The sequence below is a fragment of the Stenotrophomonas sp. 05L44_2 genome (assembly GCF_056665995.1).
This window is the reverse complement of record NZ_JBFTNR010000510.1, coordinates 1-3,089: the sequence shown is the minus strand read 5'-3', so window position 1 is coordinate 3,089 and position 3,089 is coordinate 1. Positions and strand designations below refer to the sequence as shown.

At 65.8% G+C, this 3,089-nt stretch carries 3 protein-coding genes; 2 read left to right on the top strand and 1 reads right to left on the bottom strand.

Features of this window, described 5'->3' with window-relative positions; genetic code table 11:
• Positions 1 to 174 precede the first annotated feature (174 nt).
• On the top strand, positions 175 to 1,080 hold the full coding sequence (locus tag AC1VAN_RS16620) for an aspartyl/asparaginyl beta-hydroxylase domain-containing protein (protein ID WP_442251450.1): 906 nt from the start codon (positions 175 to 177) through the stop codon (positions 1,078 to 1,080).
• A gap of 113 nt (positions 1,081 to 1,193) precedes the next feature.
• On the opposite strand, the gene speE is transcribed toward AC1VAN_RS16620, so the two are convergent.
• Positions 1,194 to 2,048 carry a polyamine aminopropyltransferase gene (gene speE, locus AC1VAN_RS16615; protein WP_032977218.1) on the bottom strand — a complete coding sequence of 285 codons (855 nt, stop codon included), beginning with the start codon at positions 2,046 to 2,048 and terminating at the stop codon, positions 1,194 to 1,196.
• Positions 2,049 to 2,227: 179 nt separating this feature from the next.
• On the opposite strand from speE, the gene speA reads away from it, so the two are divergent.
• The coding region (speA, locus tag AC1VAN_RS16610; RefSeq protein WP_480986227.1) for a biosynthetic arginine decarboxylase at positions 2,228 to 3,089 on the top strand (862 nt) is incomplete at its 3' end.

The window sequence follows — 3,089 nt, the reverse complement described above, 5'->3', positions numbered from 1 at the left end:
CGCTTGGCTTGACCCCGGCGCACGGCCTGCCGACCATAAGCTGTTACACGCGACATCGACGGCCGCACCCACCCGGCACGTCCCCGTCTCCTGCCGCGTTCCCCCACTGATGCCGGCCCTGCGGCCGCATCGCCCTGTTTCCCYGTCCGGCGTGTGCTGGAGGAAAGTGCTTTGATCATCAAAATCGTACTTGCGGCGCTGTTCGTGTCCTGCGTGCTGTACATCCACTTCCGTGGCAAGGTCCGTGCGCGCTGGTCGCGCCAGCTGCTGGACCACTCCAGCTTCATGGCCCCGATCAACGTGGTCATGTACATGTTCTCCAAGGTGCCGACCACGCCGTTCCTGGACCCGGGCAAGGAATTCCCGCAGCTGGAGCCGCTGCGGCAGAACTGGCAGATGATCCGCGACGAGGCACTGGCGCTGCGCGATGCGCAGGCGATCGCTGCCTCCAGCACGTTCAATGATGCCGGCTTCAATTCATTCTTCCGCCGCGGCTGGAAGCGCTTCTACCTGAAGTGGTACGGCCCCTCGCACCCGTCGGCCAAGGCGATGTGCCCCAGGACCACCGCGCTGCTGGAATCGCTGCCGGACGTGCGCGCGGCGATGTTCGCGCAGCTGCCGTCGGGCAGCGAGCTGCGCCCGCACCGCGACCCGTTCGCCGGTTCGCTGCGCCTGCACCTGGGCCTGGCCACGCCCAACAACGATGCCTGCTACATCGAAGTGGACGGCATCAAGAAGAGCTGGCGCGACGGTGAGTGGATGATGTTCGACGAAACCTACATCCACCATGCGCACAACGAGACGCCCGATGACCGGGTGATCCTGTTCTGCGATATCGCCCGCCCGCTGCGCTTCGGCCTGCCGGGCCTGTTCAACCGCCTGGTGGCGTCCACGCTGCTGGCCGGTGGCGCCTCGCCGAACCTGCCGGGCGACCCGACCGGTGGCGTCAACAAGGCCTTCGGCAGCGTATACAAGGTGCGGCTGAAGGCCAAGGCGCTGCGCGAGCGCAGCGTGGTGGCCTATCAGGTGATCAAGTGGGGCCTGGTGGTGGCGGTGATCGCCGGTATCTGGGCGCTGTAAGCGGACCGCCGCCGGGCATGGCCCGGCGCTACCGGAAAACGAAAAAACCCGCGCTGTCGCCAGCGCGGGTTTTTGCTTTGGTAGGTGCCAACCTTGGTTGGCACGCTTTCCGATCAACCCTTCAGCGCCGCCTTCACGAACGGCGGGGTCACCAGCACGCCGGTGTGCAGCGCGGCGGTGTAGTACAGGGTGTCGAAGGTCTTGGCGGCCGAATCGGCCTGGCGGAAGTCGAAGCTGCTGTCGCCCTTGCGCGCCAGGGTCACGCTCCACCAGCCGGTGGGGTAGCACGGCTGCGGGAACGGCAGGGTCTTGAACGAGCCGAAGCCGGCCTTGCCCATCTCGGTGCGCATTTCGTTGATCAGCTCCAGCTGCATCAGCGGCGACTCGGACTGCTGCACCAGGATGCCGTCGTCCTTCAGGGCCTTGAAGCAGCTCTCGTAGAACGCCTTGTTGAACAGGCCTTCGCCCGGGCCGACCGGATCGGTCGAATCGACAATCACCACGTCCACGCTGCCGGCCGGGCAGTTGGCCATGTAGGCCACGCCGTCGTCGAACATCAGCTCGGCGCGCGGGTCGTCGTTGGAATCGCACAGTTCCGGGAAGTGCTTGCGCGCCATCACGGTCACCTGCTCGTCGATGTCGCACTGGGTCACGCTCTCCACGCCCTTGTGCTTGAGCACTTCGCGCAGGGTGCCGCAGTCGCCGCCGCCGATGATCACCACGCGCTTGGGCGCGGCGTGGGTGAACAGCACCGGGTGGCTGATCATCTCGTGGTAGAAGAAGTTGTCCTTGCTGGTCAGCATGATGGCCCCATCGATGGTCATCAGGTTGCCCCAGTCGGTGGTCTGGAAGATCTCGATCTTCTGGAACGGCGACTGCACTTCGTCCAGCTTGCCGGTGATGCGGTAGCCGATGGCCGAGCCGGTGCGCTCGAAGTGTTCGATGTACCAGTTGCTGTTGTCAGTCATGGGAAAGCATTCCTGTTCGGAGGGGATGGAGCCGGGCTGAAGGCGGGGTGCCACGCATCCGGACGGATCGGCCCGTTCAGGTTCAGACCTGCCACGGGCGCGGGCGCGCATGATAACGAACCTGTGGGCATATAGGCGTTATCATGCCCCCCCTTTTATTTGCCACAAGGCCGACTGCAATGACCGATTGGTCCCTCGACCAAGCCCGCAAGACCTACTCGATCCCGCACTGGGCGGATGGCTATTTCGACGTGGATCAGGCCGGGCACATGGTGGTGAGACCGACCGGGGCGGATGGCCCGGTGGTGTCGCTGCCCAAGGTGGTCGATGCCGCGCGCGCGGCCGGTGCCAAGCTGCCGCTGCTGGTGCGCTTCCCGGACATCCTCGGCCAGCGCCTGGGCAAGCTGCAGGCGGCGTTCGCCCAGGCCCAGCAGGATTGGGACTACCCGGGCGGCTACACCGCCGTGTACCCGATCAAGGTGAACCAGCACCGCGGCGTGGCCGGCACTCTGGCCAGCCACCACGGTGAAGGCTTCGGCCTGGAAGCGGGCAGCAAGCCGGAACTGATGGCCGTGCTGGCGCTGTCGCGCCCGGGTGGCCTGATCGTCTGCAACGGCTACAAGGACCGCGAGTACATCCGCCTGGCCCTGATCGGCCGCAAGCTGGGCCTGCAGACCTTCATCGTCATCGAGAAGCCGTCCGAGCTGAAGCTGGTGCTGGAAGAGTCCAAGGCGCTGGACGTGAAGCCGGGCCTGGGCGTGCGCATGCGCCTGGCCTCGCTGGGCGCCGGCAAGTGGCAGAACAGCGGTGGCGACAAGGCCAAGTTCGGGCTGTCGCCGCGCCAGCTGCTGGACCTGTGGAAGTCGCTGCGCGATACCGAATACGCCGACTGCCTGAGCCTGCTGCACTTCCACATGGGCTCGCAGATYTCCAAYGTGCGCGACATCGCCAAYGGCATGCGCGAAGCCACCCGTTACTTCGTCGAGCTGTCACAGCTGGGTGCGAAGATCACCCACGTCGACGTGGGCGGTGGCCTGGGCG